This window comes from Altererythrobacter sp. C41, assembly GCF_016803135.1.
In the GTDB taxonomy this organism is placed as follows: Bacteria; Pseudomonadota; Alphaproteobacteria; order Sphingomonadales; family Sphingomonadaceae; genus Pelagerythrobacter.
Window position 1 is genome coordinate 181,021 of sequence record NZ_JAEVFE010000001.1, and the last position, 12,251, is coordinate 193,271.

14 protein-coding genes are annotated in these 12,251 nt (G+C 65.4%); 13 read left to right on the forward strand and 1 reads right to left on the reverse strand.

Translation table 11 applies throughout. The annotated features are described in order from the left end of the window. Positions 1-21: 21 nt before the first annotated feature. Positions 22-1,218: a thiolase family protein gene (locus JNO53_RS00795; protein ID WP_203106890.1), complete on the reverse strand. Its 1,197-nt coding sequence runs from the start codon at positions 1,216-1,218 to the stop codon at positions 22-24. 148 nt (positions 1,219-1,366) lie between these two features. Between JNO53_RS00795 and JNO53_RS00800 the strand changes: the two genes are divergently transcribed. From JNO53_RS00800 to nuoI, 13 genes are all read left to right on the forward strand, one after another. Continuing rightward, positions 1,367-2,797, forward strand: coding sequence for a coniferyl aldehyde dehydrogenase (locus JNO53_RS00800; RefSeq protein ID WP_203106891.1), 1,431 nt, complete (start codon positions 1,367-1,369; stop codon positions 2,795-2,797). A gap of 151 nt (positions 2,798-2,948) precedes the next feature. Further along, complete coding sequence (gene ndhC / locus JNO53_RS00805; RefSeq protein WP_203106892.1) at positions 2,949-3,323, forward strand: NADH-quinone oxidoreductase subunit A; 375 nt, start codon at positions 2,949-2,951, stop codon at positions 3,321-3,323. Then, positions 3,314-3,862: a NuoB/complex I 20 kDa subunit family protein gene (locus JNO53_RS00810; protein WP_203106893.1), complete on the forward strand. Its 549-nt coding sequence runs from the start codon at positions 3,314-3,316 to the stop codon at positions 3,860-3,862. The genes ndhC and JNO53_RS00810 overlap by 10 nt, the downstream gene beginning before the upstream one ends. Further along, entirely contained in the window at positions 3,859-4,752 is an 894-nt protein-coding gene (locus tag JNO53_RS00815) for an NADH-quinone oxidoreductase subunit C (protein ID WP_203106894.1), read from the forward strand. The genes JNO53_RS00810 and JNO53_RS00815 overlap by 4 nt, the downstream gene beginning before the upstream one ends. Then, positions 4,752-5,966, forward strand: coding sequence for an NADH-quinone oxidoreductase subunit D (locus JNO53_RS00820; protein ID WP_203106895.1), 1,215 nt, complete (start codon positions 4,752-4,754; stop codon positions 5,964-5,966). Before JNO53_RS00815 ends, JNO53_RS00820 begins: the two co-directional genes overlap by 1 nt. Continuing rightward, positions 5,963-6,142, forward strand: a complete 180-nt coding sequence (locus tag JNO53_RS00825) for a hypothetical protein (RefSeq protein WP_203106896.1) — start codon at positions 5,963-5,965, stop codon at positions 6,140-6,142. Before JNO53_RS00820 ends, JNO53_RS00825 begins: the two co-directional genes overlap by 4 nt. Then, on the forward strand, positions 6,135-6,803 hold the full coding sequence (nuoE, locus tag JNO53_RS00830; RefSeq protein ID WP_203106897.1) for an NADH-quinone oxidoreductase subunit NuoE: 669 nt from the start codon (positions 6,135-6,137) through the stop codon (positions 6,801-6,803). The genes JNO53_RS00825 and nuoE overlap by 8 nt, the downstream gene beginning before the upstream one ends. After that, the gene (locus JNO53_RS00835) at positions 6,803-6,991 is read left to right on the forward strand and encodes a hypothetical protein (protein ID WP_203106898.1); all 189 of its coding nucleotides are present in this window, start codon (positions 6,803-6,805) and stop codon (positions 6,989-6,991) included. Before nuoE ends, JNO53_RS00835 begins: the two co-directional genes overlap by 1 nt. Further along, complete coding sequence (locus tag JNO53_RS00840) at positions 6,991-7,128, forward strand: hypothetical protein (protein WP_203106899.1); 138 nt, start codon at positions 6,991-6,993, stop codon at positions 7,126-7,128. Before JNO53_RS00835 ends, JNO53_RS00840 begins: the two co-directional genes overlap by 1 nt. Beyond that, positions 7,128-8,420 carry an NADH-quinone oxidoreductase subunit NuoF gene (gene nuoF / locus JNO53_RS00845; protein WP_203106900.1) on the forward strand — a complete coding sequence of 431 codons (1,293 nt, stop codon included), beginning with the start codon at positions 7,128-7,130 and terminating at the stop codon, positions 8,418-8,420. The genes JNO53_RS00840 and nuoF overlap by 1 nt, the downstream gene beginning before the upstream one ends. Positions 8,421-8,558: 138 nt before the next feature. Continuing rightward, the gene (nuoG, locus tag JNO53_RS00850) at positions 8,559-10,571 is read left to right on the forward strand and encodes an NADH-quinone oxidoreductase subunit NuoG (protein WP_203106901.1); all 2,013 of its coding nucleotides are present in this window, start codon (positions 8,559-8,561) and stop codon (positions 10,569-10,571) included. 133 nt (positions 10,572-10,704) lie between these two features. Further along, complete coding sequence (gene nuoH / locus JNO53_RS00855; protein ID WP_203106902.1) at positions 10,705-11,763, forward strand: NADH-quinone oxidoreductase subunit NuoH; 1,059 nt, start codon at positions 10,705-10,707, stop codon at positions 11,761-11,763. Continuing rightward, positions 11,760-12,245, forward strand: a complete 486-nt coding sequence (gene nuoI, locus JNO53_RS00860; protein WP_203106903.1) for an NADH-quinone oxidoreductase subunit NuoI — start codon at positions 11,760-11,762, stop codon at positions 12,243-12,245. Before nuoH ends, nuoI begins: the two co-directional genes overlap by 4 nt. Positions 12,246-12,251: the final 6 nt, after the last annotated feature.

The window sequence follows — 12,251 nt, forward strand, 5'->3', positions numbered from 1 at the left end:
GGGTGTCCCCGGTTGCGGGCGTCAGACCAGCTCGACCGCCACCGCCGTCGCTTCGCCGCCGCCGATGCAGAGCGAGGCGACGCCGCGCTTCTTGCCCTGCCGCTTGAGCGCATTGAGCAGGGTGACGATGATCCGGGTGCCGCTGGCGCCGATCGGGTGGCCGAGGGCGGTGCCGCCGCCGTTGACGTTGATCTTCTCGTGCGGGATGCCGATGTCGCGCATGGCAAACATCGCCACGCAGGCGAAGGCTTCGTTGACTTCCCACAGGTCGACGTCGTCGACGGCCCAGCCGGCCTTTTCGAGCACCTTCTGGATCGCGCCGATCGGGGCGACGGTGAATTTCGCCGGCTCCTGCGCATGCGCGGCCATGGCGACGATCTTTGCGACCGGAGTGAGGCCCTTTTCGTTCGCGACGCTCTCGCGCGTCAGCACGACCGCGGCCGCGCCGTCGGAGATCGAGCTGGAGGTGGCGGCGGTGATCGTGCCGTCCTTGGCAAAGGCGGGCCTCAGCGTCGGAATCTTGTCCGGCTTGCCGCGGCCCGGCTGCTCGTCGGTGTCGACCACGGTTTCGCCGGCGCGGGTGGTGACGGTGACCGGGACGACCTCGTCGGCGAACGCGCCGCTCTCGATCGCGGCGTTCGCGCGGCGGAGCGATTCGATGGAATAGTCATCCATCTCCTCGCGGGTCATCTGGTATTCGTCCGCGGTTTCCTGCGCGAACGTGCCCATCGCGCGGCCCGCTTCGTAGGCGTCCTCCAGCCCGTCGAGGAACATGTGGTCGTAGGCCGTATCGTGGCCGATGCGCGCGCCGGAGCGGTGCTTCTTGAGCAGGTAGGGGGCGTTGGTCATGCTCTCCATGCCGCCCGCGATCGCCATGTCGATCGTGCCGGATGCGAGCGCCTCGGCGCCCATGATGACCGTCTGCATACCGCTGCCGCAGACCTTGTTGACCGTCGTCGCCTGCACCGACTTCGGCAGGCCCGCCTTGATCGCCGCCTGGCGCGCCGGTGCCTGGCCGAGGCCGGCGGGGAGCACGCAGCCCATGTAGATGCGCTCGACGTCCTCGCCCGACACGCTTGCACGCTCGACCGCCGCCTTGACCGCGGTGGCGCCGAGATCGGTTGCCGAAACGTCTGCCAGAGCGCCCTGCATGCCGCCCATCGGGGTGCGCGCGTAGGAGAGGATCACGACGGGATCGGCGGCTGAGAACTGGGCCATCGGGAGAATGCCTTTCGGGTTGGACTCGTGTCTTGGCGGCCTAGGTAATGTTGCAGTGCGGCAAAGGCAAATCGCGCGATCGCGGCGCTTGTCAAAGGCGAGGGTCTGGTGAACACTCGGTGGCAAAGAGAAACCAGTGGAGAGAGCGATGGCCGAGTTCCCGAAATCCGCGATGGAGACCATCCTGCGCAAGCAGCGCGACGCCTTCACCGCCGCTCGGCCCGAAGGCCTCGGCGTGCGCCGCGACCGGGTGAAGCGGGCGATCGCGCTGCTCAAGGACAATGCCGAGGCGCTGTGCAAGGCGATGAGCGCCGACTTCGGCAATCGCAGCGCCCACCAGTCGATGATCACCGACATCGCGGGGACGGCGAACTTCGGCAAGTACTGCCTCAAGCATCTCGACAAGTGGGCGAGGGCGGACAAGCGACACGTGCAGTTCCCGCTCGGTCTGCTCGGCGCGAAGGCGGAGGTGCGATACGAGCCCAAGGGCGTGATCGGGATACTCAGCCCGTGGAATTTCCCTGTGAATCTCAGCTTCGGGCCGCTGATGCAGGTGCTCGCGGCGGGCAACCGCGCGATGATCAAGCCGAGCGAGTTCACCGAGCGAACGTCAGAGCTCTCCGCAGAGTTGTGCGCGAAGTATTTCGACGAGACGGAGGTGACCTTCGTCACCGGCGGGCCCGAGGTTGCGCACGAATTCTCCGCGCTGCCGTTCGACCATCTCGTCTTCACGGGTTCGACCCCGACGGGGCGCAAGGTGATGGAGGCCGCGGCGCGCAACCTGTGCCCGGTCACGCTCGAACTCGGCGGCAAGTCGCCGGTGTTTCTCGGCCGCAGCGCCGATCTCGAGCAGGCGGGAGAGCGGATCGCGCTCGGCAAGATGCTGAACGCGGGCCAGATCTGCCTCGCGCCCGATTATATGTACGTGGCCGAGGATCAGGAGGACGCGGCGATCGCAGCGGTCGAACTCGGCGTCCACAAGATGTACCCGACCCTGCTCGAGAACGAGGACTACGCCTCGGTCGTGACCGACCGGCACTTCGACCGTCTGCAGGGCCTCGTCGCCGATGCGCGCGACAAGGGCGCCGAGGTGATCGAGGTCAATCCGGGCAAGGAGGACTTCGGCAACACCAATGCGCGCAAGATGCCGTTGACGATCCTGCGGGGCGTCACCGACGACATGCAGGCGATGCAGGAGGAGATCTTCGGGCCGGTGCTGCCGGTGAAGACCTACAAGGACGTCGGCGAGGCGATCGATTACGTGAACCGGCGCGACCGGCCGCTTGGTCTGTACTACTTCGGTCAGGATGCAGGGGAGCGCGAGCAGGTGCTGAGGCGGACGATCTCGGGCGGCGTGACCGTGAACGACGTCGTCTTCCATGTCTCGATGGAGGACTTGCCGTTCGGCGGCGTGGGTCCGAGCGGGATGGGCTCGTATCACGGCATCGAGGGCTTCCGCGAGTTCAGCCACGCGCGCAGCATCTATACCCAGCCGAAGATCGACGTCGCCAAGCTGGGCGGGTTCAAGCCGCCTTATGGCGCGGCGACCGAAAAGGCGGTTCGGACGATGATGAAATAGCGGTTCGCCGGCGGCTCTCCGGCGCCCGCCAGCTGTTGCGAATCGTTCGCATTTCCATGCCCTTGCACCATGCGAGCGAGGGGCCTAGAGGCGGGCGCGCAATATCCGCCCCCAGGGGGAATCGCCCTGGGAAAGCCGCCAAGGAACGAGCGTGGTCGACCTGAGCCAATATCTTCCGATACTGATCTTCCTGGCGATCGCGCTTGGTCTGTCCACCGCGTTCGTCTTCCTGCCGATGGGTGTCGCGCGGCTGACCGGGACGCACAATCCCGACGCCGAGAAGCTGAGCGAATACGAGTGCGGCTTCCCCGCGTTCGAGGATCCGCGCAGCCAGTTCGACGTGCGCTTCTACCTGATCGCGATCCTGTTCATCGTGTTCGACCTCGAAGCGGCGTTCCTGTTTCCCTGGGCGGTCAGCCTCGACCTGACGGGATGGCCGGGCTGGATCACGATGATGATCTTCCTGTTCGAACTTGCCGTGGGCCTTGCCTACGCCTGGAAAGTGGGAGCCCTGGAATGGGAGTGAGCGAAACCCTTCCGACGGCGCGGCCCGGCGAAGTCCGCCAGCCCGACGCGGATTACTTCCGCGCGCTGCAGACCGAGGTGAACGACAAGGGCTTCCTCGTCACCAGCACCGAGGAACTGTTCCAGTGGGCCCGCACCGGCTCGCTGTGGTGGATGACGTTCGGCCTCGCCTGCTGCGCGGTCGAGATGATCCACGTCAACATGCCGCGCTACGACATGGAGCGCTTCGGCGTCGCCCCGCGCGCCAGCCCGCGCCAGTCGGACGTGATGATCGTCGCCGGCACGCTGTGCAACAAGATGGCCCCGGCGCTGCGCAAGGTCTACGACCAGATGTCGGACCCGAAGTACGTCATCTCCATGGGGAGTTGCGCCAACGGCGGCGGCTACTACCACTACAGCTACAGCGTCGTGCGTGGGTGCGACCGCATCGTGCCGGTCGACATCTACGTGCCGGGCTGCCCCCCGACTGCGGAAGCGCTGCTCTACGGCGTGATGCAGCTCCAGCGGAAGATCCGCCGCGAAGGGACGATCGAGCGATGACCGTCGTCCATTCCGCCCCCAGGTTCGCCTCCAACGAAGGCGTGAAAGATGCGCTCTCCACCGCGCTCGGCGACATGCTCGTCGAGGCGCACGAGGAGCATGGCGAGATCCTGTTCACGGTGAAGCGCGAGCGTATCGAGGATGCGCTGCGCCTGCTTCGCGACGAGCACCAGTATCAGCAGCTCATGGAAATCGCGGGCGTCGACTACCCGCAGCGCGCCGAGCGCTTCGAAGTAGTCTACATGCTGCTGAGCGTGACCAAGAACCACCGGGTCATGGTCAAGGTCACCGCGTCCGAGAAGACGCCGGTGCCGACGGTTACCACGCTGTGGCCCAACGCGGGCTGGCTCGAGCGCGAGGTGTTCGATCTCTACGGCGTGTTGTTCGACGGCAACACCGACTTGCGCCGCATCCTCACGGACTACGGCTTCGAGGGGCATCCCTTCCGCAAGGACTTCCCGCTCACCGGCTATATCGAGCTGCGCTACTCCGAGGAGGAGAAGCGGGTCGTGTACGAGCCGGTCGACCTGCCGCAGGACCTGCGCCAGTTCGATTTCATGAGCCCGTGGGAAGGCGCGAACTACGTGCTTCCGGGTGACGAGAAGGCGGAAGTCCCGCCGGTCGCCGAGGTGAAGACGACCGAGAAGAAGAGCGAAACCGGCGCCGGCGAGAAGACCAACGACAAGGCGGCGGAGAAAGTCGCTCCGGCGGAGCGTTCGAGCGGCTCGGTAGCCGGGCAGGGCGACGCCAATCCGGCGCCGGTCGACACCGGCAAGGACGAGCCCGGCGCGCCTGCGCCGACCGAGGACCGTCCGGACAGGAAGCCGCGCAAGGAAACCGCGCGCGACACCTCCGGCGCGACCGAGCCTGAAGAAAACGGAGAAGACTGATGGCGGGCCTGGTTCAGGAATCCTCGCCGACCACCGACGGCGAGGTGATCTCCAACTATACGATCAACTTCGGCCCGCAGCATCCGGCGGCGCACGGCGTGCTGCGCATGGTGATGGAACTCGACGGCGAGATCATCGAGCGGATCGACCCGCACGTCGGCCTGCTGCACCGCGGGACCGAGAAGCTGATCGAGCACAAGACCTATCTGCAGGCGCTGCCGTACTTCGACCGCCTGGATTACTGCTCACCGCTCTGCATGGAGCACAGCTACGTTCTCGCGATCGAGAAGCTGCTCAACCTCGAAGTGCCGATCCGTGCGCAGTATCTGCGCGTGCTCTTCGCCGAGCTGACGCGCATCTCGAACCACATGCTCAACATCGGCAGCCACGTCATGGACGTCGGCGCGATGACGCCGAACCTGTGGGTGTTCGAACTGCGCGAAGACTGCATGAACTTCTTCGAGCGGGCTTCCGGCGCGCGCATGCACAGCGCCTGGTTCCGCCCCGGCGGCGTGCACCAGGACGTGCCGCTCAAGCTGCTGACCGACATCGGCGACTGGGTCGATACGCGCCTGCCCGAACTGTTCGGCGACGCGATGAGCCTCGTCATCGACAACCGCATCTTCAAGCAGCGCAACGTCGATATCGCCGTCGTGAGCAAGGAAGACGCGCTGCGCTGGGGCTTCTCCGGCCCGCTGATCCGTGCCGCAGGCATTCCGTGGGACCTGCGCAAGTCGCAGCCCTACGACGTCTATGACCGGATGGACTTCGAGATCCCGGTCGGCACCAACTCCGACTGCTACGACCGCGTCATGGTCCGCGTGAAGGAAGTCTACGAGAGCGCGAAGATCATCAAGCAGTGCCTCGCCGAGATGCCCGAAGGGCCGATCGCGAGCGATGACGGCAAGGTTTCCCCGCCCCGGCGCGGCGAGATGAAGCAGTCGATGGAAGCACTGATCCATCACTTCAAGCTCTATACCGAGGGTTTCCACGTTCCGGCCGGCGAAGTCTACGTCGCCACGGAAAGCCCGAAGGGCGAATTCGGCGTCTATCTCGTGTCGGACGGGTCGAACAAGCCCTACCGCTGCAAGATCCGGCCGACCGCGTTCAGCCACCTGCAGGCGATCGATTTCATGGCGAAGGGCCATATGCTGCCCGACGCGACCGCGATCCTCGGCGCGATCGACGTGGTATTCGGGGAATCCGACCGGTGATCCGCGAGCTGTTCATCTTCGTCGCGGCCTTCGCCGCCTTCGCCTCGGCAGTCGCCGCCTATCTGCTGGCGGTGCATGGTCAGTCGAGCCTGAAGGAAGTTCTCTCCACGGCGTTCGCCGCCGTCGTCGGCCTCTACGTCGGCCGCTATCTGGAACGAAAGCTGATCAATGGCTGACCGCTCCCCCGCACCCGATACCCCCGAACTGCGCGAGCGCTGGGGCTCGTTCGAGTTCTCGCCCGCGTACAAGGCGAAAGCCGACACCGCGATCGCGCGCTATCCGGAAGGGCGGCAGCGTTCGGCCGTCATGCCGCTGCTCGACCTCGCCCAGCGTCAGGTGGGTGAAGAAACGAACACGCAGGGCTGGTTGCCGCTGCCGGTGATCGAATACGTTGCCCGCTATCTCGAGATGCCGGTCATCCGCGTGCTCGAGGTCGCGACGTTCTACTTCATGTACAACCTTCAGCCCGTGGGCCGCTTCCACGTGCAGGTCTGCGGCACGACGCCGTGCATGCTGCGCGGCTCGGACGGACTGCTCGAGACCTGCAAGAAGCGCGGCATGGTGAAGGGCCATGTCTCGGAAGACGGGCTGTGGACGCTGACCGAGGTCGAATGCCTCGGCAACTGCGCGACCGCGCCGATGGTCCAGATCAACGACGACAACTACGAGGATTTGACGCCCGAACGGCTCGATCACGTCCTCGACGAGCTGGCCGCGGGCCGCCAGCCGAAGACCGGTACGCAGGAGCCGGGGCGGCACACCAGCGAACCCGTCGGCGGGCCGACGACGCTGAGGGAAATGGTCACCGAGAACCACGACTATCGGGGGGAATGGTGATGCCCCAGCCTCGAATGCTCCAACTGGCCGGGATCGCGTTCATCGTATGCGCGCTGGCCTTCATCATCGGCGGCAATAGCGCTCTGGGCGGCAGCTTCGTCGCGATCGGTGCGGCCTTCCTCGCCATTTCCGCGAGCCAGTCGAAGAGCCGCGAGATACGCGAACGGCAAGGGAAGGGCGGCAAGTAATGGACGTCGTCGCCATTCTCGTTGCGCTCGTGCTCATCTTCATCGCGTGGAAGGTGCTGGCCGGCCTCGTGAAGTTCGGCGTCATCGCTCTGGTGGCGGTGGCCGCGATCTATTTCGTTTCGCAAGGGACCCTGTGATGCTGGCCGACAAGGATCGCATCTTCACCAACCTCTACGGCTTCCAGGACTGGGGGCTGAAGGCGGCGCAGGCGCGTGGCGACTGGGACGACACCAAGGCGCTGATCGAGCGTGGGCAGGACGCCATCATCGACGAGATGAAGGCATCGGGCCTGCGCGGGCGCGGCGGGGCGGGCTTCCCGACCGGCCTCAAGTGGTCGTTCATGCCCAAGGAGAGCAAGGACGGCCGCCCGAGCTTCCTCGTCATCAACGCGGACGAATCCGAGCCGGGTTCGTGCAAGGACCGCGAGATCATCCGTCACGATCCGCACAAGCTGATCGAAGGCGCGCTCGTCGCGGGCTTCGCCATGCGCGCGCGGGCGGCCTATATCTACATTCGCGGCGAGTATATCCGTGAGGCCGAAACGCTGCAGGCGGCGATCGACGAGGCGTACGACGCCGGGCTGATCGGCAAGAACGCGAGCGGCTCGGGCTACGACTTCGACGTGTTCCTGCATCGCGGGGCGGGCGCCTACATCTGCGGCGAAGAGACCGCGATGATCGAGAGCCTCGAAGGCAAGAAAGGCCAGCCGCGTCTCAAGCCGCCGTTCCCGGCCGGCGCGGGCCTCTACGGCTGCCCGACCACGGTCAACAACGTGGAGTCCATTGCGGTCGTCCCGACGATCCTGCGTCGCGGGGCTTCGTGGTTCGCGGGCTTCGGGCGCGAGAACAACGCCGGGACCAAGCTGTTCCAGATCAGCGGCCATGTCGAGAAGCCCTGCGTGGTCGAGGAAGCGATGAGCATCCCCTTCCGCGAGCTGATCGAGAAGCACTGCGGTGGCATCCGCGGCGGGTGGGACAACCTGCTGGCGGTGATCCCGGGCGGATCTTCCGTGCCGCTCGTTCCCGCCGAGCAGATCATGGACTGCCCGATGGACTTCGACGGGCTCAAGGCGCTCGGCTCAGGCCTCGGTACCGCGGCGGTGATCGTAATGGACAAGTCGACCGACATCGTCCGCGCGATCAGCCGGATCTCCTATTTCTACAAGCACGAGTCCTGCGGCCAGTGCACCCCGTGCCGAGAAGGCACCGGGTGGATGTGGCGCGTGATGGAGCGCCTGCGCACCGGCGATGCGGCGATCGAGGAGATCGACATGCTGCAGCAGGTCACCAAGCAGGTCGAAGGCCACACCATCTGCGCCCTGGGCGACGCCGCCGCCTGGCCGATCCAGGGCCTGATCCGCCACTTCCGCCCCGAACTGGAGCGGCGGATCGAAGAGCATAACGCGAAGTACGCGGAGGCTGCGGAATGACTGCGCGCACCGCCATCTACCGTCACCCTGAACTTGTTTCAGGGCCCATCTTTCAACCTGCACCCCGGGTCGGCGAGGATGGATGGATGCTGAAACAAGTTCAGCATGACGATACTGTTTTTGAAAGGCGTTTCGGCAATGCCTAAAGTTACCGTAGACGGTCAGGAAATCGAGGTCCCCAACGGCGCGACCGTGTTGCAGGCGTGCGAGCTGGCGGGGAAGGAGATTCCGCGCTTCTGCTATCACGAGCGGCTCTCGATCGCCGGCAACTGCCGCATGTGCCTGGTCGAAGTGAAGCCCGGGCCGCCCAAGCCGCAGGCGAGCTGCGCGCTGCCCGCTGCCGATGGGCAGGAGATCCGCACCGACAGCCAGATGGTCAAGACCGCACGCGAGGGGGTGATGGAGTTCCTGCTCATCAACCACCCGCTCGACTGCCCGATCTGCGACCAGGGCGGCGAGTGCGACCTGCAGGACCAGGCGGTCGCCTACGGCCGCGGCGGCTCGCGCTATCACGAGAACAAGCGTGCGGTGACCGAGAAGTACATGGGCCCGCTGATCAAGACGATCATGACCCGCTGCATCCACTGCACCCGCTGCGTGCGCTTCTCCGAAGAGATCGCGGGCGTGGACGAGATCGGCGCGCTCTATCGCGGCGAGGACATGCAGATCACGACCTACCTCGAACACGCGGCCAAGCACGAGCTTTCCGCCAACGTGATCGACCTGTGCCCGGTCGGCGCGCTGACCAGCCGCCCCTATGCGTTCGAGGCGCGGCCGTGGGAGCTCAAGAAGACGCTCAGCATCGACGTCAGCGATGCGGTGGGCGCGAACATTCGCCTCGACAGCCGCGGGCGCGAGGTGATGCGGGCGCTGCCGCGCATCAACGACGACGTCAACGAAGAGTGGCTGAGCGACAAGGGCCGCTACATGGTCGATGGCCTTACGCGGCGCCGGCTCGACCGGGTGTGGATCCGCAAGGGCGGGAAGCTCCAGCCGGCGAGCTGGGAAGACGCGTTCAAGGCGATCGCGAAGGCCAAGGCGGGCAGCAGCATTGCCGCAATCGCCGGCGACCTGGTCGACTGCGAAACGATGTTCGCGGCCAAGAAGCTGCTCGGCGCGCTCGGTTCGACCCTGCTCGAAGGGCGGCAGACCGGGATGGACTACCCGACCGACAATCTCGCGGCGGTGAATTTCAACTCGACCTTCGCGGGGATCGAGACGGCCGACGCGATCCTGATCGTCGGCAGCCACGTCCGCTGGGAAGCGGCTCTGGTGAACGTCCGTCTGCGCAAGGCGGTCAAGCGCGGAGCGAAGGTCTTCGTCGTCGGTCCGCGCTGGGAGACCACGTATCCGGCCGAGTTCCTGGGCGACGACGTGAGTGTGCTCGGCGATCTTCCCTCCGAAGTCGCGGAACTGTTCGAAAAGGCCGAGCGCCCGGCGGTGATCCTGGGTGCCGGCGGCCTCGCGGCGGGCGCTTTCCAGTCCGCACTCTCGCTCGCGCAGGGCTGGAGCAGGGAAGGGTGGAACGGCTTCAACGTCCTCCACACCTCCGCGTCGCGCATGGGCGGGCTGATGCTCGGCTACGCGCAGAAGGGCGGCATTGCGGACGTGGTGAAGGCCGAGCCCAAAGTCGTGCTCGCGCTGGGTGCGGACGAGGTCGACTGGTCGGCCTTCGGCAAGAGCCTCAAGGTCTATATCGGCCATCACGGCGACAAGGGCGCGCATGCGGCGGACATCATCCTCCCCGCGGCGAGCTACGCCGAGAAGGACGGCACGTACGTCAACACCGAAGGCCGCGTGCAGTTCGCCGAGAAGGCCGTCTTCGCGCCGGGCGATGCGCGCGAGGACTGGACGATCCTGCGCGCGCTTGCCGATGCGCTCGGCGTCGAGGTCGGCTTCGACAGCTTCGCCGAACTGCAGGCCGCGATGATCGCGGAAGTTCCCGCGCTGGGCGTCGAAGGCCTTGCCGACATTATGGGTCTTTCGGGGGGCAAGCTGCCGAAGGCCAAGGCCGCCAAGGCGAAGGGCTCGATCGCCTACCCGGTCAAGGACTTCTACCTGACAAACCCGATCGCCCGTGCCAGCGCCGTGATGCAGCGGTGCTCGGCCGAACTTCTCCACGGCGAGGAAATTCTGGAGGCGGCGGAATGAGTCATGCTGGACTGGATCACGGACTTCCTATTCGGTTCGCTTCCGCTTCGCGTGCAGTTGGGATGTCTAGTGCTGTTCATAATTGCCGTGCTCGCGTTCCTTGCATGGGCCTACTGGCCGGAGGTCTGGTAGCATGACCGCCTTCTTCCAATCCCTCGGCATGACCTACGAGTGGGCGTGGTTCGTCGCCACGCTTGCCGGTGTGCTGCTGATCGCCCTGCCGCTGATGCTGGCGGTGGCGATGATCATCTATGCCGATCGCAAGATCTGGGCGGCGATGGCGCTGCGGCGCGGACCGAACGTGGTCGGGCCGTTCGGCCTGCTGCAGAGCTTCGCCGACGGCCTGAAGGTGTTCCTGCAGGAAACGATCATCCCTTCGGCTGCAAACAAGGGACTGTTCCTGATCGGCCCGATCGTGACCTTCACGGTGGCGCTGCTTGCCTGGGCGGTGATCCCGTTCGGGCCGGAAGCCGTACTGTCCGACATCAATATCGGCCTGCTCTACGTTCTCGCGATCAGTTCGCTCGGGGTCTACGGCGTGGTCGTCGCGGGCTGGGCGTCGAACTCGAAGTATCCGTTCTTCTCCGCCATGCGCGCCGCCGCGCAGATGATCAGCTACGAAGTCTCTATCGGCTTCATCCTGATCTGCGTCGTGCTGTGGGCCGGCACGTTCAACCTCAACGACATCATCGAGGCGCAGCACGGCCACGGCTTCGGTCTGGTCAACGGGTTCTTCTTCAACCTGCTGCTCTTCCCGATGTGGGTCATGTTCCTGATCTCGAGCCTCGCGGAAACCGCCCGCGCGCCGTTCGACCTCACGGAAGCGGAGAGCGAACTCGTCGCGGGCTATCAGACCGAGTATTCGTCGATGAGCTTCGCGCTCTTCTGGCTCGGCGAATATGCCAACGTCCTGCTGATGTGCGCGCTCAACGCGATCCTGTTCTTCGGGGGCTGGCTGCCGCCGCTGAACGTGGATCTGATCCCGTGGTTCAACATCCCGGGCTGGATCTGGCTGTTCGGCAAGATCTTCCTGTTCTTCTTCATCTTCAGCTGGGTGAAGGCCACCGTCCCGCGCTTCCGCTACGACCAGCTGATGCGTCTGGGCTGGAAGGTCTTCCTGCCGCTGAGCCTGCTGTTCGTGGTGCTTGTGAGCGGATGGCTGATGTTCACCCGTTACGGAGTCGCCGCATGAGCGTCGCCCATCTCATAAAGTCGTTCACCCTGTGGGAGTTCGTGAAGGCGCATGCCCTCACGCTGAAGTACTTCTTCAAGCCGAAGGTGACGATCAACTATCCGTTCGAGAAGAACCCGATCAGCCCGCGCTTCCGCGGCGAGCATGCGCTGCGCCGCTATCCCAACGGGGAAGAGCGCTGCATCGCGTGCAAGCTGTGCGAGGCGGTTTGCCCCGCGCAGGCGATCACCATCGAAAGCGAGCCGCGCGCCGACGGCAGCCGCCGTACCACGCGCTACGACATCGACATGACCAAGTGCATCTACTGCGGCTTCTGCCAGGAAGCGTGCCCGGTCGATGCGATCGTCGAAGGGCCGAACTTCGAGTTCTCCACGGAAACGCGTGAGGAGCTTCTCTACGACAAGGCGAAACTGCTGGCCAACGGGGACAAGTGGGAGCGTGCACTCGCTGCCAACCTTGAAGCCGATGCGCCCTACCGCTAGGCGCCG